This window comes from Bartonella sp. W8167 (genome assembly GCF_016100335.1).
GTDB lineage: Bacteria > Pseudomonadota > Alphaproteobacteria > Rhizobiales > Rhizobiaceae > Bartonella > Bartonella apis.
In genome coordinates, this window is sequence record NZ_JACFSQ010000003.1 from 41992 (window position 1) to 61389 (window position 19398).

A 19398-nucleotide genomic window follows, 5' to 3' on the forward strand; every position below is an offset into this window, starting at 1 on the left:
TTCAGGTCTCTGCGGCCGTAACGAAAGGAAAAAGAATGTCTTATGATGTTGTCGTAATTGGAGCGGGTCCCGGTGGATATGTTGCAGCAATCAAGGCAGCGCAACTCGGGCTAAAAACAGCAATCGTGGAAAAGCGCAATACATTGGGTGGTACATGTCTCAATGTCGGCTGTATTCCTTCCAAAGCGCTGCTCTATGCTTCAGAAATTTTTGCCTCGGCTCAACATGGCTTCGAGGCTTTGGGTGTTTCGGTTTCCAAACCCAAACTCGACCTTGCCGGCATGATGGCTCACAAGCAGAAAACCGTTGATGGCAACACAAGCGGTGTCGCTTTTTTGATGAAGAAAAACAAAATTGACACCATTTACGGCACGGCCAAAATTCTTGGTGCAGGCAAAGTCGAAGTTGCTGCCAAAGATGGCTCGAAACAGACTCTTGACACCAAAAATATCATCATTGCAACAGGTTCCGACGTTGCCGGTATTCCGGGGATTAAGATCGATATTGATGAAAAAGTTATCGTTTCCTCAACCGGTGCTTTGTCGCTTTCCAAAGTGCCTCATCACATGGTTGTTGTCGGCGCCGGTGTGATCGGTTCCGAGCTTGGTTCGGTCTGGAGCCGCCTTGGTGCAAAAGTCACAGTTGTCGAATTCCTCGACAAGGTTCTTGGGCCGATGGATGGTGAAGTGTCCAAACAGTTCCAGAAACTCATGGAAAAACAGGGTATTGAATATAAGCTCGGCGCAAAAGTAACCGGCGTTGAAAAAACCGCATCCGGTGCAAAAGTTACTTTTGAACCGGTTAAGGGTGGTTCCGCGGAAACTCTTGAAGCAGACATTGTTCTCGTTGCTACCGGTCGTCGTCCTTACACGGAAGGGCTTGGTCTCAAAGAAGCCGGTGTAACACTGGATGAACGTGGTCGGGTGAATATCGATTCACATTGGCAAACGAATATTGCCGGAATTTACGCAATTGGCGATGTTGTCAAAGGTCCGATGCTTGCCCATAAAGCGGAAGATGAAGGCGTTGCTCTGGCTGAAATTCTTGCCGGACAGAAAGGCCATGTCAATTATGATGTGATCCCGAGTGTCGTTTATACAGAGCCGGAAGTCGCTTCTGTCGGTAAAACCGAAGAAGAGCTTAAAGCAGCCGGCATTGAATATCGCGTTGGCAAGTTCCCCTTCTCTGCCAATGGTCGTGCCCGCGCTATGTTGAAGACTGATGGATTTGTCAAAATCCTTGCTTGCGCCAAGACCGACAAGGTTCTGGGAGGCCATATTCTTGGCTTTGGTGCCGGTGAAATGATTCACGAAATTGCTGTCTTGATGGAATTTGGCGGCTCCTCGGAAGATCTGGCACGGACCTGCCATGCTCACCCGACAATGTCCGAAGCTGTTAAAGAGGCTGCATTGGCCGCTTTTTCAAAACCGATCAATATGTAAGCGATTTGACATATTATTCAAAAAGGCTGCCTTCGGGTGGCCTTTTTATTGCAATCAAACCGGATTAGTCACTCCGGAATTTTCAGGTCAGGTTAGAAGAGGAGTGACAATTTTCTCTGACAATCGGGATTTAATCACGAAACTACGTCAATATTGTTCGTATTGATGAATGCGATGGCAAAACTTTGCTTTGAGCTTTTTCGTTTAAAGAAGCCATTGTTGATTTTATAAAAGTGACCAAACCGGAAAAACGGAAAAAGCTGTTATCCGTTACCTGTCGCAACAACAGGGTGAGCGCGCAATTTCCGACCTTGAAGAGCCTACCTTGGAGAGCAAACAGGTCGCGACAAAAGACAGGTTGCGACAAAAGAAAACCTTCTACCGTTTTGTTGCTTTTAAAATTGTCAGAATTTGATGGGGCTAACCTGATAGCCATGTTTGCGTAATTGTTCGACAAGGCCACTATCGTCAACCATATGTGCTGCACCAACCGCGATGAAACTGTTTCCTTGTTCAATCAAAGGAAGTGCACGTTCAGACATGCGTAAATTGCGTTTTGTCATCAGAATATCTTTAAAAATTTCCTGGTCTTTTTTGCTGATCGTTGTTTTGAACATAGTATCAAGAACCAGAATTTCTCCAATGCGACTTTGTTTATAAAGTTGCGTTTCGGTATAAAACATATTGGAGTAAAACTTGGGGTTATTGAGGTAGTCTTCGATCGACCTTGCCTGAAAACTTAAAGGCAGTTTTTCAATTGCAGACAACTGTTCATCGACTGTTTCAAGACCGATAACCGGTTTTCCGATTTTTTTGGCATTCTGCCCGATTTCTACATCAAGTGCACGGTATCCATAGGCTTCCCGACGGGCCTCGCAGGCCGGTAGGCTCAATGTCATCCATATGAACCATGGTTTGTTATTGGAGATAAGATCAAAAGGAAGGTTGTGGTTTTCAAATGTAGCTTTGAGTTTATTGAATTCTTGCCGCGAAAGTCCGTCCTTGAAACTCTCGCCTTTTTTGGCAGTCAGAAAATCGGGCGAGGCAGCAAGTTTTGCAGCCATGGCTTTACCGTTATCATCTGCCGCTTCACTCAACTCTAGGGCGACACGGTCTGCATTTTCAAGTGCTGTTTTGACTTTAGGAGCGAGATTGACAATTTCCGGATCGGTCACGTGCATTGTGCCAAAAAGATAGGATGGTTTGGTTCCTTTCTTTTCAACCTTCCAGAATCGGGCATTGCCATTTTTTATTTTCTTGGCACGGCTCAAAAATTTCCGGTTTTCTTCTTTTGAAAATTTTTTAGTTAAATCCTCGCCCGAGCAGACAGGTGGCTCTGCCTGTTTTTTTTGTTCAAGCAGTGCTTTCGGTAAAAATTTTTCAAAAAGTTTTGGCTGTGGGGGTGTTTCACTTTCACTTAAAGCGGATAAAGAAAAGCAAAAAGTGCCGGCAAAAACAGCAAAAAGAAACGTAAAACTTTTCAACAATCTCGAGATCATCCTGAAATTTGTTCCGCTTTTCTTTTGCATCACAGCCTTCCGCTTTGCCAGCACTTGTCAGTCATTAAAGCTATAAATCGAGTTTTTTATCTTCTTTCCCTTCACGAATTCGGGTGGGAAGTCCCATTTCATCAAGTCTTTTCAGGAACGGTTCCGGTGGCAATTCTTCCACATTGGCCATGGTTTTTACATCCCAATCGCCAAGTGCCACCAATATGGCAGCGGCGACAGCCGGAACCCCTGCCGTGTAGGAAATTGCTTGTGAACCTGTTTCGAGATAGGCTTCTCTGTGGTCGGCGATATTATAGATAAACACCTCGCGGTGTTTGCCATCTTTTTCACCTTTGACGAGATCGCCGATGCAGGTTTTACCGGTATAATCAGGTGCGAGCGAAGATGGATCCGGCAAAACAGCTTTGACCACTTTAAGCGGAACAACTTCCAGACCTTCAGCGGTTTTTATGGGTTGTTCGGATAAAAGCCCAAGATTTTTCAACACATTGAATACGGTAATATAGCGTTCGCCGAATCCCATCCAGAAGCGGATATTCGGCACATCAAGATTTTTTGACAAAGAATGGATTTCGTCATGACCGGTCATATAGGTGTTACGCCGACCGACAACCGGCAAATCCCATTCGTGCCCGATTTCAAACATTTTGTTTGAAACCCATTTGCTGTTTTGCCATGACCAGACCTGGCCGGTAAATTCGCGAAAATTGATTTCCGGATCGAAATTAGTGGCAAACCAGCGCCCATGACTACCGGCATTGATATCGATAATATCAATATCGCTGATTTTGTCGAAATAGTCCTGATGGGCAAGCGCTGCATAAGCATTGACCACACCGGGGTCAAATCCTGCTCCGAGAATGGCCGTTACTTTATGTGCTTCACATTCTTCGCGGCGCGGCCATTCATAATTGCCATACCAGGGTGGTGTCTCGCATATTTTTAGCGGATCCTCGTGAATAGCTGTGTCGATATAGGCTGCACCGGTCTCAATACAAGCCGACAGAACGGACATATTAAGAAAAGCCGAGCCGACATTGATAACAATCTGGCTTTTTGTTTTGCGAATAAGATCTGCTGTCGATTTTACATCCATTGCGTCGAGATGGTGCGTTTCGAACACACCTTTTACCTTCATGGATTTTTTCTCTTTGACGGATGCAATGATCGACTCGCATTTTTGCAGTGTTCGTGATGCGATATGAAGATCACCGAGAATATCGTTATGTTGGGCGCATTTGTGAGCAACCACCTGAGCCACTCCGCCTGCGCCAATAATTAGGATATTCTTTTTCATTCCCGGTTTGTCTCCTAAATTTTGCTTTCAAAACCCTTGTTAAATCTGGAGCCTTTTTCAAGAAAGGCTTTCACAATAGTCTTTATACCCGAATTCACGTTGAACACGAATGGTTCCATCCAATTCTTTTATCGCAATAGCGGGCATATTAAGACCATTGAACCAATTTTTTTTCACCATTGTGTAACCGGCCGCATCTTCTATCGACAAATGGTCGCCTACTTTCAATTTTTCAGGAAAACGGAATGTTCCGAAAATATCTCCGGCAAGGCATGATTTGCCACAAACCATAATTTCATGAGGTCCCTGATTTGGCGAAATTTTCGCTTTTTCCCGATAAACAAGAAGATCAAGCATATGAGCTTCGATGGAACTGTCAACGATCGCAAGATCCTTGCCATTATGCATGGTGTCAAGAACCGTAACTTCAAGTGTTGCGCTATTGGTAATAGAAGCTTCACCCGGTTCAAGATAAACCGTAACGCCATATTTATCCGAAAAACGTTTGAGCCTGTCGGCAAAAGCTTCAAGCGGATAATCTTTACCGGTAAAATAGATACCGCCGCCAAGGCTCACCCATTGAACATGGTGAAAAAGTTGGCAGAATTTTTGTTCTATATCGGAAAGCATCCGGTCAAACAAAGCAAAGTCGCCATTCTCGCAGTTATAATGAATCATAAAACCGTTGACGAGCGGCAAAACTGCTTCGATCTTTTCGTAACTTGTTTCGCCAAGACGGCTGAAAGGGCGCGCAGGGTCGGCAAGGTCGAAGCCGGAATAGCTTACTCCCGGATTTAGCCGCAAACCTCTTCCGATATTTTCGGATTTTTTTTCAAATCGATGAAGCTGGTTGATGGAATTGAATATGATTGTATCGGCATAAGTGATCGCTTCATCAATTTCGTAGTCGGCCCAGGCGACAGAATAGGCATGGGTTTCTTTGCCGAATTTTTCTTTTCCCAAACGAAGTTCATAAAGTGATGACGATGTGGTGCCATCCATATATTGCGCCATAAAATCGAAAACGCCCCATGTTGCAAAACATTTCAATGCCAGAAGCGATTTGGCACCCGACAAATCACGAAGACGCGCAATTTTTTCCATATTGCGTATCAACTTCGATTTATCGACAAGGTAATAGGGCGTTTGAAGCATTTTTAAATCCTGCAATATCCGGTTCTGTCCGATGGCTCTTGAAGCCTCGACCACATATAGAAACACATTCCTATAAGAGCAAATATGTTCTTCATTAACTATAGCAAAAAAGAGTCCGGTTTTCTCGATTTGATGTCTGCTATAGTCTTCATGTGTCGTTCCGGGAAGGATTCTTAATGCGTAAATTCAATAAACCTTTTTACTTGTTTGTCGGACTGCCAGTGATCGGTTTGGTTGCGACATTTTCATCACTTGCTTCCGATCTTGATGAGAATCTCGTCGTTGCGCAAAACACCAGAACGACTGGATCGTCAGCCATTACCAGTACGAGCCGAGGCGAATTGAACGGTTTCAAAGGCTATCGCCATCACCGTACCGGTTATAGAAAGCATACAGATGGCTGGTGGTATCCGGAAGCAGCGTTTCAACCGGGCGCACATGCCGATAGCACCAGTGTGAAACCTAAAAAAGCTCAACAAAAATCCAGAAAAGACGACGATAAACCATGGCTTATCAAAAACCATGTCGATTTTTGTTCGTCAAAATATAAGTCCTATACAAGTTCCGATAACAGCTATCAGCCTTTTGACGGTCCGCGAAAACAATGTGTATCGCGCTATTACAGTCCGAAATGAAAATCGTCTGATTGATGGCAATCGGACTTTATAAACGCTGCAATCCGGTTCAATGAGAAAAATTTGGAAAAAACGATAAATTTTTCTCTGTTAAGCTTTTGAAAAGGCTTGCGTCATATGCTTGAAACCATCCAATATGGAGTTGAGGTAATATCGATTCATTTCCGGTGACCTATATAGAAACGAGGCCCCGAAAAACAGGATGGTGTACAGATAATGACAACACGGGAAGCAATCTTGATATTGCTGGTAATACTTCCCTTTGTTGGTAGTGCCATTATCGGTTTTTTTCGTTCTACAGCAAAAAACAATGAAGCATGGTTTGTTGGTGCGATTGCGCTTATGGCACTGTTTTGCACCATTATGCTCTATCCGGCCATTTCAGCCGACAATGTTATAAGACTTGATATTTCATGGTTGCCGCAATGGGGATTGAATTTCACCTTGCGGATAGATGGTTTTTCCTGGTTGTTTGCACTGCTTATTACGGGTATCGGCCTGCTCGTTGTTGTCTATGCCCGTTATTATATGAATCCGGCCGATCCCGTGCCGCGTTTTTTTTCATTCCTGCTTGCTTTTATGGGCTCGATGCTCGGAATGGTGTTGTCGGGCAATATTGTTCTCCTCGTTATTTTCTGGGAACTCACCAGCATTTTCTCGTTTTTGCTGATTGGCTATTGGAATCATAATGCAAGTGCACGTGACGGTGCACGCATGGCTCTGACTGTAACAGGATTCGGCGGCTTTGCGCTTCTTGTCGGAATGTTGATTATCGGTCACATTGTCGGCAGTTATGATCTCGATGTGGTGTTGAAGTCGGGTTCACTCATCAAAAGAAGTCCGCTTTATATTCCGGCACTTGTCTGCGTGCTTCTCGGAGCATTGACAAAAAGCGCACAATTTCCGTTCCATTTCTGGCTCCCTAATGCAATGGCCGCGCCAACGCCGGTTTCCGCCTATCTTCATTCGGCAACAATGGTCAAAGCCGGTGTGTTTCTTATGGTGCGGTTTTGGCCGGTGCTGGCGGGAACAGAAGCATGGTTCTGGATTATCGGGCTTTGCGGCTTGATCACGCTTTTGATCGGTGCCTATTTTGCCATGTTCCAACAGGACCTTAAAGGTCTGCTTGCCTATTCGACAATCAGTCATCTGGGGTTGATAACCACGCTCTTAAGTCTTGCAAGCCCGCTTGCTTGCGTTGCAGCAATTTTCCATATCGTCAACCATGCTATCTTCAAGGCATCATTATTTATGGCAGCGGGCATTATCGACCACGAAACGGGAACCCGCGATATGCGCAAATTATCGGGGCTTTTCCGCTATATGCCGTTTACCGGTACGCTGGCGCTGGTTGCAAGTGCTGCCATGGCAGGTGTGCCGCTTCTCAACGGCTTCATATCGAAGGAAATGTTTTTTGCAGAAGCTGTTGAAGTCCATCTGGAATCCTGGCTCGACAAAAGTACACCCTATCTTGCTACGCTCGCGGGATTATTGAGTGTTACCTATTCGGTGCGTTTTATCCACGGAGTATTTTTTGGCGGAAAACCGCATGATTTGCCTAAAACGCCGCACGAACCCCCGCATTTCATGCGTTTTCCAATCGAGTTGTTGGTATTTTTATGCCTTCTCATCGGCATATTTCCGAAATTTGCCATTGGTGGCATTTTGGGAACAGCCGTCCATTCGGTATTGGGGGTAGAAACGCCGCATTATGATCTGGCTTTATGGCATGGTTTCAATACACCGCTTGTCATGAGCCTCATTGCTTTGATAGGCGGACTGATACTTTATATTCTCACGCGCAAATATCTGAAATCCTGTGAAGGTGGTCCGCCATTTTTCAGACATTTGAAAGGGCAGCGTATTTTTGAACGCGTATTGGTGACAATATCGTGGAAATGGGCGCGTTCGGCCGAGGCTTTTCTTTCTACCCGTCGTCTGCAAGTGGAAGCACGCTGGATTATCCTTGCGCCAATCGTTGCACTCTTGTTGTTGGTTGCCAGCAATCAATGGATTGATGCGGGTGCATTGCCGCTTTTTCCGCTTGACCTACCATTTTTAATTATCTGGCTGATCGGTGGTGTTTGCGCAATATTGGTTGCGTGGCAGGCAAAATTCCACCGCTTCGCTTCGTTGATACTTCTGGGTGTTACGGGGCTTATGACCTGTGCCACATTCTTGTGGCTTTCAGCCCCCGATCTTGCCTTGACACAACTGGTTGTTGAGGTTGTCACAACCGTTCTTTTGCTTTTGGGGCTCAGGTGGCTACCCAAACGCTTGCAAGCACCTGATCCTATGCCGGACGGTTTTACGCCATGGTTGAGAAGAGGTCGCGATTTGCTCATTGCTATTGCCGGCGGGGGCGGTTTGGCGTGGCTTTCCTATTGTGTGATGACCCGTCCGCAAGGCGAAACAATTTCAGACTTTTTCCTCACCCATTCCTATTCCGATGCGGGTGGTCGCAATGTCGTTAATGTCCTTCTCGTGGATTTTCGTGGCTTTGATACAATGGGCGAAATAACGGTGCTCGGTATTGTAGCGCTCACCGTTTTTGCCCTGTTGCGGCGTTTCCGTCCGGCAGTTGAAAGCATCGAGGCACCGACACAACAACAGGTCCAGTCGGCTTTTGACGAAGCAAGGCCCGATCGGGAGGTTGGTGACACAGTTTCCGATTATCTTGTTATTCCACGCATTATCATGCATTGGCTGTTTCCGGTTATTATGGCCTTTGCGGTCTATTTGTTCATGCGCGGGCATGATTTGCCGGGTGGCGGTTTTGCCGGTGGTGTCACCATGGCTATCGGATTTATTCTGCAATATGTGGCGTCCGGAACGCGGTGGGTGGAAAGTCATCTGAAAGTATTACCGCTGCGCTGGATCGGTTTCGGTATTCTTCTGGCTTTGGTAACAGGCATCGGCTCGTGGTTCTTCGGCTATCCGTTTCTTACCTCCTATTTTCAATATACGAAGATTCCTTTCATCGGAAAAATGCCGACAGCCAGCGCTATGGCATTCGACCTCGGTGTCTTTTCACTCGTTGTCGGTGCAACCGTGCTGATGCTCATCGCAATAGCGCACCAATCAATCCGGCATTATCGCGTTGGTAAAAGAACTGCGAAAAAAGAGGAGGGACGCTGATGGAAATTGTTCTTTCTCTTGGTATCGGTGTGCTTGCAGGTTCAGGAATCTGGCTCCTTTTGCGGCCAAGAACCTATCAGGTCATTCTAGGGCTTTCGCTTATTTCCTATGCGGTCAATCTGTTTATTTTTTCAATGGCGCGTCCCCGCTCGAATGCAGCACCGATTGTTGACCCCTCCAATCCTGTCAATCCGGCAAATTATGCCGATCCGATACCGCAAGCGCTGGTTCTTACAGCCATTGTGATCGGTTTTGCGACAACCGCATTATTTCTTGTTATTTTGCTGGTTTCACGAGGGCTAACCGGTTCGGACCATGTCGATGGAAGGGAAAATAAATGATCAATTATTTTCTTCACCATCTCGTTATTCTGCCCATTCTCCTTCCTATTGCGACTGCGGCACTTCTGCTTTTTTACGATGAGAGACGCCGCAAACTCAAATTATGGATAAGCCTTTCTTCAATAGGGCTACTTGTTCTTGTTTCGATCGGATTGATCGGGCGAGCTATTGATTTTTCACCCCATGCGGAGGTTTATAACCTCGGAAATTGGCAAGCTCCTTTCGGAATAGTTCTGGTGCTTGACCGGTTAAGTGCAGCCATGGTTTTTCTTGCAAGCATTCTTGCGGTGGCTTCATTGGTATTTTCGGCTGCCCATTGGCATAAAGCCGGACCGCATTTCCATTCTCTTATGCAATTCATGATTGCCGGTGTAAACGGCGCATTCCTGACCGGTGATCTGTTCAATCTCTTTGTGTTTTTTGAAGTTATGTTGACAGCATCCTATGGGCTTGCCCTCCACGGTAGCGGGCAGGCAAAGGTGCGCGCCGGTATGCACTATGTGGTGATCAATCTTATTGCTTCCTCGTTTTTTCTGATAGGCGCAGCCCTCATTTACGGTGTTTGCGGAACATTGAATATGGCCGATCTTGCGTTGAAGCTCCAAACTCTCAAATCGGCCGATCGTATTATTTTCGAGTCCGGCGCGGCAATTCTCGGAATTGCCTTTCTGGTCAAAGCCGGCATGTGGCCACTCAACTTCTGGCTAACACCGACTTATAGTGCTGTGGCCGCGCCGGTTGGAGCAACATTTGCTATTTTAAGCAAGGTTGGCATTTACGTTGTTTTGCGGCTTACATTACTGGTCTTCGGAACTAATGGCGGAACTTTAACCGGTTTTGGTAATGACATATTGTTTTATGGCGGACTCGCAACTTTGATATTCGGTTTTATTGGAGTGCTTGCAAGTCAGGCTCTGGGACGGCTTGCCTCCTATAGCGTTCTGGTTTCATCGGGAACGCTGCTTGCGGCTATCGGGACCGGCAATGCTTCGCTCACCGCTGGCGCGCTTTTTTATATTGTCTCTTCCACTTTGTCGCTTGCGGCATTTTTTCTCCTCGTCGAACTTGTCGAACGTAGTCAGGACACAGCCGCCAATGTTCTTGCGGTAACAATGGAAGTTTACGGCGAAGACGAGGAAGATGAAGAGGATGAGGTCGGCACTTATATTCCGGCAACGCTTGCAATTCTTGGAGCGTGTTTCGGAATAACAGCTATTCTCATTATCGGTATGCCGCCATTTTCGGGGTTTGTCGCAAAATTCATGATGATTACCGGTGTTTTCAATCCGGATGGACTAAATGGCGATGGTTACCAACCAAGCGCGAGGGATTGGACTTTTGTCGCTCTTCTCATCTTTTCCGGTTTTGCCGCACTCATTGCCATGACGAGAACCGGCATCCGCACTTTCTGGGCGTCGATTGAAGGGAAAGTGCCACGCGTGCAAGTAATAGAATTTGCGCCCGTTGCGGGCTTGCTCGGCTTGTGTCTTCTATTGACCATTGCTGCCGGTCCGGTTGCTGGCTATATGGGAAAAGCGGCTGAAGAACTGCATCATCCGCAAAATTATATCGACAGTGTTTTGCCGCAGGCAAACGTAGCAGTGAGCCCGATCCCGTCAAAAGAAATGACAGCGGGACTTATTGATAAGGTTGAAGTGGAAAGGGGTATGAAATGAAACGCATAATCCCTTATCCTTTGTTGACCTTGTCGCTTCTTCTCATGTGGATGATTTTGAACGGCTTTACCTTGGGGCAGGGGGTGATCGGCTTTGTCGTTGGCATTGCAGGCGGGTTTTTAATTCGGCTTTTAAAACCGCAGAAGGTACATATCCATAATTGGGGCTCGGTTATAAGGCTGTTTTTCCGTGTTACGCTGGATATCGTAAAGTCGAATTATGATGTTGCTCTCTATGTGCTCTTTGGCGGTGCAAAACGGAAACAATCCGGCTTCATCACTGTTCCGCTTGAACTTAAAAACCATACAGCACTTGCTGTATTATCCTGTATTATGACAGCAACTCCCGGGACTGCCTGGATTGCCTATCATAGCAAGGATAGCAGTCTTCTTGTCCATGTTCTTGATCTTGATATGGATAATGAAAATTATTGGAGAGATTTCATTAAAAATCGTTATGAAAGTCTGCTTCTGGAGATATTCCAATGAGTATTGTTATTCTTTATTGGGGCATCAATATTGCGCAATTGTTTCTGGGACTTGCGATGATCTTGTCGTTTATTCGCCTGATCCGTGGACCGCGTGCTCAGGACAGAATTTTAGGCCTTGATGCACTTTATACGGCTACTTTAATGTTGTTCGTCACTTTCGGTATGCGTTCTGGCACAACTGTTTATTTTGATTCCGCATTGGTGATTGGCCTTTTGGGTTTTGTTTCAAGTTCGGCTTTGGCCAAATTTCTCATGCGCGGGGAAGTGATCGAATGATTGAAGACTTTCCTCTCTGGCTTTCTATCGTCATTGTGTTTTTCCTGCTATTAGGCTCGGGGTTGACATTGATCGGCGCCATCGGTCTCAATCGCGCAAAAAGCTTTTATGAACGTTTACACATGCCAACGCTTGGAACAAGCTGGGGTGTCAGTGGCATTATCATTGCCTCGATCATCTATTCAACGGTAAGCGGTCACAAACTCATTTCCCATTCTATATTGCTCGCAATATTTATTATTGTGACAACACCTGTCACTCTCATGTTGTTATCGCGGGCAGCCATGCAGCGCGATCAATCCTCCAATTCAACCGAATTGCCGGAGAAAATGCACTATCAAAAGATTGACGATTCTTTGCCGACGCAGCAAGAGCTTCTTGAAAAAACGCCGAGCCTTGACGATTTCAAATAATGACAAATGGTGAAATGGCTCAACGACTATAGAGGCGAAACGGCACATCGATCAAGCCGATATAACCGAGCCGATGCAGGCATAAAAGAAATCCGGATTGACGAGAAGGCGCCCTATTTTCTTCGTCAAATATGGGCAATTATTGCTTATCGCTTGGCGCTTCGTTGTTTTGAAAGCCTGTTGAGCTACACGGACATGAACCGCTCGTCTCAGACAAATCCGGTTATGAGAGATAGTTAAAAGAAGCGCGTTTAATTTTGGCAAACACGCTTCTTTGTGAAGTCCGGTTATTTTTTTAGATCTTCGGGGTGTTTACGAGCAACCTGCCGACCAAAATCGGGTGCATCAACTTCCTGTCCCGCATCAATAATGCCGCGTCTTACCGCACGTGTACGCGTGAAAAGGTCAAACAAAGCCTGACCATCTCCCCAGCGGATTGCGCGTTGGAGTGAAGCGAGGTCTTCACTGAAACGTCCGAGCATTTCAATGATAGCGTCTTTATTGTTCAGGCAAATGTCGCGCCACATGGTCGGGTCGGAAGAGGCAAGACGGGTGAAATCGCGAAAACCGGAAGCCGAATAGGCAATAACTTCGGAATTGGTGACTTTTTCAAGGTCGCTGGCAGTGCCGACAATGTTATAGGCAATAAGATGTGGCAAATGCGATGTGATTGCCAGAACCAGATCGTGGTGTTCGGGATCCATTCTGTCAACTTTTGCACCACAGGCTTCCCAGAATTGCGTCAATTTGGCGATTGCTTTTTCATCTGTTCCGGGAAGCGGGGTCAAAATGCACCAGCGATTGATGAAAAGGTCGGCAAAACCGGCATCGGGACCGGAAAATTCCGTACCGGCAATGGGGTGACCGGGGATAAAGATGACATTATCGGGCAGTTCCGGTTTCATCTGGCGGATAACCGATGCTTTGGTAGAACCGACGTCGGTAACAATGGCACCGGGTTTTAGATGTGGTGCAATTTCTTTTGCAACCTGACCGGATGAACCGACCGGAACCGAAACAATAACGAGATCGGCATCTTCAACCGCTTTGCCATTGTCGGTTGTATAGCTGTCACCCAGTTTAAGTTCGCGTGCCCGTTCAAGTGTTGTGCCTGTGCGGGTGGAAATGGCAATATGATCGGCCAACTTTTTTTGTCGGATGACACGGGCAAGAGAAGAGCCGATAAGACCGATACCGATAAGGGCGATTTTTTTAAATTTCACTTCAGACATTTTTCTACTTCAAAAAATTTTTCAATGTGGCGACAACGCCGCGATTTGCTTCTTCGGATCCAATGGAAAGGCGCAACGCGTTCGGAAATCCGTATCCGGTAACGCGGCGCAATATATATCCGTTGGCTTTCAGATAATCATCAGCCAGAGCAGCCGATTTATCCTTGTTTGCCGGAAAATGGATAAGCAAAAAATTGGTGACAGAAGGCGTAACTTTCAGCCCCAATGCTTCAATTTCATGTGTGAGCCAGGAACGCCATTTTGAATTATAGGCTATTGCATTCTTGATATAGGCTCTGTCGCGAAAAGCAACACTTGCTGCGGCTTGTGCCGGAACACTGACATTGAAAGCTCCGCGAATACGGTTAACCGCATCAATGACATGAAGAGGCGCATACATCCATCCCACACGCAAACCGGCAAGCCCGTAAATTTTTGAAAATGTGCGTGTCATGACAACATTTTCGTTTGCCGAAACAAGTTCTACGCCGGTATCGTAATCATCTTTGGTGACAAATTCGGCATAGGCACCGTCAAGGACTAAAAGCACATTTTTGGGCAGCCCTGCATGAAGTCTTTTGACCTCGGTTGCTGTCAGATAAGTGCCCGTCGGATTACCGGGATTGGCGATAAATACGATTTTTGTTCTTTCCGTTACTGCGCCAAGAATAGCGTCAATATCAATTCGGCAATCTTTTTCTTTCACAATAACAGGTTTTGCACCGGTCCCTCTGATTTGTATTTCGTAAACACCGAAGCCGTGCTCGGTCATAATACCTTCATCACCGGCTGTAAGATAGGTATTGGCTAAAAGACCTAACAAATCATCGGATCCGTTTCCCGCCATCAGATTGCTTCTTGCAAGTCCTGTCACTTCCGAAATGGCTTCAAGAAGCGGTGTGGCCGAACCATCCGGATAGAGTTCAAGATGTGCTGCTGCCTGCCGATAGGCGTCAATCGCTGCAGGACAGGGCCCAAGCGGCGACTCGTTTGAAGAAAGTTTGAAAACTTTCTTTGTATTTTTTAGCTCGCTTGATCCGGGAACGTAAGCTGCAATGTCCAGAATACCTTTTCTAGGCTGTGGACGGTCAACAATAACATCTTTTTTCATCGATATTTATCCGGTCTGGTAGTTTAATATTTAAGGAAATACCCTTGCTTTCATCTGAAGTCGAGAGAAAATCTTGACATTTGTCAGAGGAGACGACTAGCTATTATTTTTCTTTCTAGACGGTGCAACCGATATGACACAAACGAGATCGACCGGAAAATCTTCCGGCGCGAAAAATTCCCAAGCCGATTTTCCTGATAGTAAAGTAGCGCTGTTCGGGCCAGACGAGCCGCTAAAGCTTGATAGCGGCGTTGTTTTATCGCCTTTCCAGATTGCCTATCAGGACTATGGCACATTGAATGAAGACAAAAGCAATGCCATTTTAATCTGCCATGCCCTCACCGGCGATCAACATGTTGCCAACACCCATCCAGTGACCGGAAAGCCCGGTTGGTGGGATATATTGGTAGGCCCCGGTAAAATTATTGATACCGAACGCTATTATGTGATCTGTTCCAATGTTTTAGGGGGATGTCTCGGCTCTACCGGTCCGGCATCGAAAAATCCGAAAACGGGAAAGCCCTATGCACTCGATTTTCCTGTTATCACGATAGGAGATATGGTGCGCGCACAGGCAATGCTTATCGAAAAACTGGGAATTAAGACATTGTTTTGTGTGGTTGGTGGTTCCATGGGCGGAATGCAGGCATTGCAATGGGCGGCAGCTTATAAGGAAAAAGTTTTTTCATCCGTTATTCTTGCGACCGGTGCGCGCCATTCGGCACAAAATATCGCTTTCGATGAAATTGGCAGACAAGCCGTTATGGCTGATCCCAACTGGTTGGGCGGGCGGTATCTCGAAGCAGGAAAACGACCGACAAAAGGTTTGGCTGTTGCCAGAATGACAGCCCATATCACCTATCTTTCGGAAGCGGCACTTCATCGCAAGTTCGGGCGGAATTTACAAAATAGAGACCAGATAACGTTCGGTTTTGATGCCGATTTCCAGATAGAAAGCTATTTGCGTCATCAGGGGATGACATTTGTCGAACGCTTTGATGCCAACAGCTATCTTTATTTGACGCGAGCCATGGATTATTTTGATCTTCAAGCCGAATATGGGGGCCATTTGGCAGACGCTTTCAAGGGTTCGCGCGGGCGGTTTTTTGTTGCTTCGTTTTCCAGTGATTGGCTGTTTACCACCGCACAATGCCGCACTTTTGTCCACGCACTCAACGCTGCAGGGGCACGGGTTTCTTTTGTTGAAATCAAAACCGATAAAGGTCATGACGCTTTTCTGCTTGATGAACCGGTGATGTTTTCTGCCATTCACAGTTTCCTGACAGCGGCTGCAGAACAGAGGGGATTGACGGCATGAGCGAGAATGAAGAATTATTGTCGGCGTTAAAATCCCGTACCGATTTTGAAGTGATCGCCAATTTTATAAGGTCGGGTGCCCGTGTTCTTGATGTCGGTTGCGGCGATGGCAGTCTGCTTTATCTGTTGCAAACGCGGCGCAATGTTGATGGGCGCGGTGTGGAATTGTCGCAACAAGGTGTTGACCAATGTTTGCTTAAAGGACTCTCGGTCATTCAGGGAGATGCCGATAGCGATCTCGTCTATTATCCGGATTCGTGTTTCGATTATGTTATTCTCTCGCAAACCTTGCAGGCAACACACAATCCGAAGGTCGTGCTCGAACAACTTTTACGCATTGGCGAGAGGGCTGTTGTCTCCATTCCCAATTTCGGTTATTGGCGCGCCCGCGCTCATCTGCTTTTTCTTGGCCGTATGCCGGTTACCAAAGAGCTTCCCTATAGCTGGTATGATACGCCGAATATCCATTTTTGCACGATTGAGGATTTTGTTGATCTCGTTAAAGAAATAGGAGCGGAAATAGAAGAAGCGGTGGTATTGAATCGGCAGGGAAAGCCCGTCAAACGCAAACTGCCTTGGGGGGCCTGGAATTTGTTCGGGCAACAGGCAGTATTTCTGTTACACAGATGATGATGAAAGCCGAAAACGACCTTCCGACTTTGATAAGGAACAATCTTGCTTGTTGGGATATTCCCGAGAGGGCCCGCATCGACCTTCTCACCATATCGGAAAATGCGACTTTTCGGGTGACTTTCGGGAACGAGACAAGAATTATACGAGTTTATCGGCCTTCCTATCATCAAAATGATGAAATTTTATCCGAACTCCTTTGGCTTCAGGCAATTGAGCAATCCGGCATTGTGACAGTTCCACATCTTTTCATTTCCCGTTTTGGCAAATTGTTTGTCGAAGCGGGCATTTTCAGACTTGCCTGTTTTTCTTTTATACAGGGACAAGAGCCTCAAGCTGATAAGGCGCTTGTGCGCCGGTTTTTTGAACTTGGCAAAATTTCCGCCAAACTGCATCGCCAATCCATGAATTGGGTGAGGCCGGAAAGCTTCATTCGTAAACATTGGTCTTATGAAACAATGATCGGCCGAAATGCTATCTGGGGAAATTGGCGAGAGGCCGAAAATCTTTCATCTCAGGATCGTGAAATTCTTGAAAACTGCGATAGAACGCTCGAATATTTTTCTTCAACTTTTCCGAAAGATAAAGCCCATTACGGTCTTATCCATGGCGATTTGCGGCTTGCAAATCTATTGATTGACGGCGAAAAACTCGCCGTAATCGATTTTGATGATTGCGGCTTTTCATGGTTCGGATTGGATCTTGCCAACGCATTGAGCTTTATCGAAGATAATCCATTTGTGCCAAGCTATATAAATGAATGGCTTGAAGGTTATAGCGAGGTGATGCCGGTAAACCGGGAAATGGCAAATATGATTGTCCATCTTATCATGATGCGCCGCTTGCAATTGACAGCATGGCTTGAAACGCACAATCAAACACCAACGGCCAAAAAGCTTCGCAAAACTTTTTTGCAAGGCACAGTCGAACTCGCGCGAATCTATCTTGAAAGAGTTACCCCTCTTGCTGGTCGATCAGGGCAACGCCTTTAATTTGGGCATAAACATCCATTCCTTCCCTAAGCCCTAATATTTGCCATGAATGGCGTGTGAGGCGTGCAAGAAAATGCGCTCCCTCTCCATTATCACCCAATTCCAGTTTGACCAGAACTTCAAAATGCCCCTGTTCCCGCATTGTCAGAATGCGCGCCGGCATCACATTGAGTATTGAGCTTTTTAGCGGTTTTTTAACAGCAAGGCTTACATCATTGGCAGCAATACGAATGCGCATTTTTTTTCCCCCTACCAAAGGTGCAGACGGGGCAACGAACGTGCCACCCGGTACATCCACTTCGACAAGGCCGGTATGTTCGTTATAGGATTTGACATAGCCGTCAAGATTGACGGCGGCTTCGCGAGTATTGGCAAGCGGCAGATCGGGATTTGCTTCGATTTCTCTCAAACTGCCGGAGGCAATAACTTTGCCACTATCCATCAAAACCAATGTGTCGGCCAACCGTTCGACTTCGTAAATATCATGGGTGATATAAATGATTGGCATTGAAAGACGATCACGCAAACCAATCAAAAAGGGAAGAATTTCATCTCTCGACCGTTTGTCGAGTGCCGATATCGGCTCATCCATAAGGAGTATCTTGGGATGCGACAGGAGAGCACGGCCAATCGCCACACGTTGACGTTCACCACCGGAGAGATTGTGCGGCGCACGATCGATAAGGTGGGCAATATTCAAAAATTCAACCACTTCGTCAAATGTCGGCGAGAGATTGTTTTCGCCTTTTGCCATAGCAAAGGTAAGGTTCTTTCTGACAGACAAATGCGGAAACAAACTGGCTTCCTGAAAAACATAGCCGAGGGGACGTTTATAAACGGGAACGAAGCCGGTTTCATTTTGCCAGCATTCGCTGCCGATCTCGACTTTTCCCGAAAAACGGTTAAGTCCGGCAATGCCGCGTAAAACGGAAGTTTTCCCGCATCCGGAAGGGCCGTAAAGCGCAATGACGCCGCGAAGCGGTGCGTGAAACGTACAATCGAGCGTAAAATTGCCCAGCGTCCCTTTAAGATCAACAGAAATAGTTTCACTCATAATGTTCGTGCCTGCATGAATTTCTGCAAGAGTGAAACAGTAAGAATGATGCAAAATGAAAAGATAACCATAATGATTGATAGAACATTGGCTTCATGCATCTGACCGGCTTCGACATAGCTCATAATGGTGGTCGAGATCACGGCCGTCTTACCCGGCAGGTTTCCACCAATCATTTGAACAACACCGAATTCGCCGACTGTATGGGCAAAACCCAAAACGGCGGCAGTCATAAAACCGGGGCTCGCAATCGGAAGGGCTACTTTCCAGAATGCTTTCCATGGCGAAGCACGCAAGGTTGCCGCAACTTCCATCGGCCGCCTTCCCATAGCCTCGAATGAATTGCGGATGGGTTGAACAACAAAGGGCATGGAATAAATGACCGAGCCGATGACCAGCCCTTCAAAGGTGAAGGCAAATTTATCCATGCCGAACCATGGTGCAATAAAGCCACCTGGTCCATTAGGCCCCAGAAATACCAGAAGATAAAAGCCCAGAACCGTTGGTGGTAAAACCAAAGGTATGGAGATAATGGATGCGACGATTTCTTTTCCATAAGTTTTGGATCGCGACAGCCACAAAGCAATCGGCGTTCCGATAGCCATCAGAAAAAATGTGGTTACCGTCGCCAATTCGGCCGTCAGCTTGATCGCGGTCCATGTCTCATTGGAAAGTAGCATCATGCTTT

The 19398-nt window shown here is 46.4% G+C and carries 18 protein-coding genes; 11 read left to right on the forward strand and 7 right to left on the reverse strand.

Annotation, left to right across the window (positions count from 1 at the left end; all coding sequences use genetic code 11):
• Nucleotides 1-35: 35 nt before the first annotated feature.
• Nucleotides 36-1442 (forward strand): dihydrolipoyl dehydrogenase, encoded by a 1407-nt coding sequence (gene lpdA / locus H3V12_RS08870; protein ID WP_198214391.1) that lies wholly within the window; start codon nucleotides 36-38, stop codon nucleotides 1440-1442.
• 404 nt (nucleotides 1443-1846) lie between these two features.
• On the opposite strand, the gene H3V12_RS08875 is transcribed toward lpdA, so the two are convergent.
• Genes H3V12_RS08875 through H3V12_RS08885 form a run of 3 tightly spaced genes read right to left on the reverse strand, consistent with a single transcriptional unit; the run spans nucleotide 1847 to nucleotide 5405 of the window.
• Entirely contained in the window at nucleotides 1847-2971 is a 1125-nt protein-coding gene (locus H3V12_RS08875) for a TraB/GumN family protein (RefSeq protein ID WP_198214392.1), read from the reverse strand.
• 40 nt (nucleotides 2972-3011) lie between these two features.
• Nucleotides 3012-4250, reverse strand: coding sequence for a saccharopine dehydrogenase family protein (locus H3V12_RS08880; protein WP_198214393.1), 1239 nt, complete (start codon nucleotides 4248-4250; stop codon nucleotides 3012-3014).
• 57 nt (nucleotides 4251-4307) lie between these two features.
• Nucleotides 4308-5405, reverse strand: a complete 1098-nt coding sequence (locus tag H3V12_RS08885; RefSeq protein WP_198214542.1) for a carboxynorspermidine decarboxylase — start codon at nucleotides 5403-5405, stop codon at nucleotides 4308-4310.
• A 176-nt stretch (nucleotides 5406-5581) separates the two neighbouring features.
• On the opposite strand from H3V12_RS08885, the gene H3V12_RS08890 reads away from it, so the two are divergent.
• The 7 genes from H3V12_RS08890 (at nucleotide 5582) to mnhG (ending at nucleotide 12374) form a co-directional block, all read left to right on the forward strand.
• Complete coding sequence (locus tag H3V12_RS08890) at nucleotides 5582-6040, forward strand: BA14K family protein (RefSeq protein ID WP_198214394.1); 459 nt, start codon at nucleotides 5582-5584, stop codon at nucleotides 6038-6040.
• 216 nt (nucleotides 6041-6256) lie between these two features.
• Nucleotides 6257-9178, forward strand: a complete 2922-nt coding sequence (locus H3V12_RS08895) for a monovalent cation/H+ antiporter subunit A (protein ID WP_198214395.1) — start codon at nucleotides 6257-6259, stop codon at nucleotides 9176-9178.
• Nucleotides 9178-9519: a Na+/H+ antiporter subunit C gene (locus tag H3V12_RS08900; protein WP_075869471.1), complete on the forward strand. Its 342-nt coding sequence runs from the start codon at nucleotides 9178-9180 to the stop codon at nucleotides 9517-9519. Before H3V12_RS08895 ends, H3V12_RS08900 begins: the two co-directional genes overlap by 1 nt.
• Nucleotides 9519-11195: a monovalent cation/H+ antiporter subunit D gene (locus H3V12_RS08905; RefSeq protein ID WP_198214543.1), complete on the forward strand. Its 1677-nt coding sequence runs from the start codon at nucleotides 9519-9521 to the stop codon at nucleotides 11193-11195. Before H3V12_RS08900 ends, H3V12_RS08905 begins: the two co-directional genes overlap by 1 nt.
• Nucleotides 11192-11683 (forward strand): Na+/H+ antiporter subunit E, encoded by a 492-nt coding sequence (locus H3V12_RS08910; RefSeq protein ID WP_198214396.1) that lies wholly within the window; start codon nucleotides 11192-11194, stop codon nucleotides 11681-11683. The genes H3V12_RS08905 and H3V12_RS08910 overlap by 4 nt, the downstream gene beginning before the upstream one ends.
• Nucleotides 11680-11961, forward strand: a complete 282-nt coding sequence (locus H3V12_RS08915; RefSeq protein WP_078040253.1) for a K+/H+ antiporter subunit F — start codon at nucleotides 11680-11682, stop codon at nucleotides 11959-11961. The genes H3V12_RS08910 and H3V12_RS08915 overlap by 4 nt, the downstream gene beginning before the upstream one ends.
• Nucleotides 11958-12374, forward strand: coding sequence for a monovalent cation/H(+) antiporter subunit G (gene mnhG / locus H3V12_RS08920; RefSeq protein WP_198214397.1), 417 nt, complete (start codon nucleotides 11958-11960; stop codon nucleotides 12372-12374). Before H3V12_RS08915 ends, mnhG begins: the two co-directional genes overlap by 4 nt.
• A 287-nt stretch (nucleotides 12375-12661) precedes the next feature.
• Here mnhG and H3V12_RS08925 read toward each other — a convergent pair whose 3' ends face one another.
• Together H3V12_RS08925 and hisC are read right to left on the reverse strand one after the other, a co-directional pair.
• A complete protein-coding gene (locus H3V12_RS08925; RefSeq protein ID WP_198214398.1) occupies nucleotides 12662-13606 on the reverse strand; it encodes a prephenate/arogenate dehydrogenase family protein in 945 nt (314 codons plus the stop codon).
• 4 nt (nucleotides 13607-13610) lie between these two features.
• Nucleotides 13611-14717: a histidinol-phosphate transaminase gene (hisC, locus tag H3V12_RS08930; protein WP_198214399.1), complete on the reverse strand. Its 1107-nt coding sequence runs from the start codon at nucleotides 14715-14717 to the stop codon at nucleotides 13611-13613.
• Nucleotides 14718-14850: 133 nt separating this feature from the next.
• Here hisC and H3V12_RS08935 point away from each other — a divergent pair, with 133 nt between their 5' ends.
• The 3 genes from H3V12_RS08935 to H3V12_RS08945 are packed head-to-tail and all read left to right on the forward strand — an operon-like array spanning nucleotide 14851 to nucleotide 17656.
• Nucleotides 14851-16035: a homoserine O-acetyltransferase gene (locus H3V12_RS08935; protein WP_198214400.1), complete on the forward strand. Its 1185-nt coding sequence runs from the start codon at nucleotides 14851-14853 to the stop codon at nucleotides 16033-16035.
• The gene (metW, locus tag H3V12_RS08940) at nucleotides 16032-16664 is read left to right on the forward strand and encodes a methionine biosynthesis protein MetW (protein WP_075869464.1); all 633 of its coding nucleotides are present in this window, start codon (nucleotides 16032-16034) and stop codon (nucleotides 16662-16664) included. The genes H3V12_RS08935 and metW overlap by 4 nt, the downstream gene beginning before the upstream one ends.
• Complete coding sequence (locus H3V12_RS08945) at nucleotides 16661-17656, forward strand: phosphotransferase (protein ID WP_198214401.1); 996 nt, start codon at nucleotides 16661-16663, stop codon at nucleotides 17654-17656. Before metW ends, H3V12_RS08945 begins: the two co-directional genes overlap by 4 nt.
• Here H3V12_RS08945 and modC read toward each other — a convergent pair.
• Nucleotides 17619-18710 (reverse strand): molybdenum ABC transporter ATP-binding protein, encoded by a 1092-nt coding sequence (modC, locus tag H3V12_RS08950; RefSeq protein ID WP_198214402.1) that lies wholly within the window; start codon nucleotides 18708-18710, stop codon nucleotides 17619-17621. The genes H3V12_RS08945 and modC overlap by 38 nt on opposite strands.
• Nucleotides 18707-19393 carry a molybdate ABC transporter permease subunit gene (gene modB, locus H3V12_RS08955; protein WP_075869462.1) on the reverse strand — a complete coding sequence of 229 codons (687 nt, stop codon included), beginning with the start codon at nucleotides 19391-19393 and terminating at the stop codon, nucleotides 18707-18709. Before modB ends, modC begins: the two co-directional genes overlap by 4 nt.
• Nucleotides 19394-19398 lie beyond the last annotated feature (5 nt).